Origin of the sequence: uncultured Caballeronia sp., assembly GCF_964243625.1 — a bacterium.
Lineage (GTDB): Bacteria > Pseudomonadota > Gammaproteobacteria > Burkholderiales > Burkholderiaceae > Caballeronia.
This window is the reverse complement of record NZ_CAXTGZ010000731.1, coordinates 1-458: the sequence shown is the minus strand read 5'-3', so window position 1 is coordinate 458 and position 458 is coordinate 1. Positions and strand designations below refer to the sequence as shown.

The 458-nt window shown below is 61.8% G+C and carries 1 protein-coding gene; it reads left to right on the top strand.

Annotation, left to right across the window (positions count from 1 at the left end; all coding sequences use genetic code 11):
• Nucleotides 1-100 precede the first annotated feature (100 nt).
• Nucleotides 101-458 (top strand): aminoacyl-tRNA hydrolase (gene pth, locus ACFFAR_RS30055; RefSeq protein ID WP_375509100.1); only part of this gene is annotated, 358 nt, incomplete at its 3' end.

The following is a 458-nucleotide window of genomic DNA, read 5'->3' as shown; positions in this document are numbered from 1 at the left end:
CCGCCGTTGCTCTGCGCCGGCGGGTTTTTTTTAGCCTTTTTCTGGTGCGGTCGAGGTTTGAAGCGCTGATTCGCGCGCAGCCACGCCGCCACGATTGAACATGATCAAACTGATCGTCGGGCTCGGCAATCCGGGCGCCGAATATACAGCGACGCGCCATAACGCAGGCTTCTGGTTCGTCGATCAACTGGCGCGCGACTCGGGGGCATCCCTGCGCGATGAACGCCGGTTCCACGGCCATTACGGGCGGGGCCGGCTCAATGGCCACGAGATCCATCTGCTTGAGCCGCAGACGTTCATGAATCGATCGGGGCAATCGGTCGTAGCCGTCGCCCAGTTCTTCAAGATCCTGCCGGACGAGATACTCGTCGCGCACGATGAACTCGATTTGCCGCCCGGCACAGTCAAGCTGAAGCTCGGTGGCGGCAGCGGCGGCCATAACGGCCTGAAGGACATCT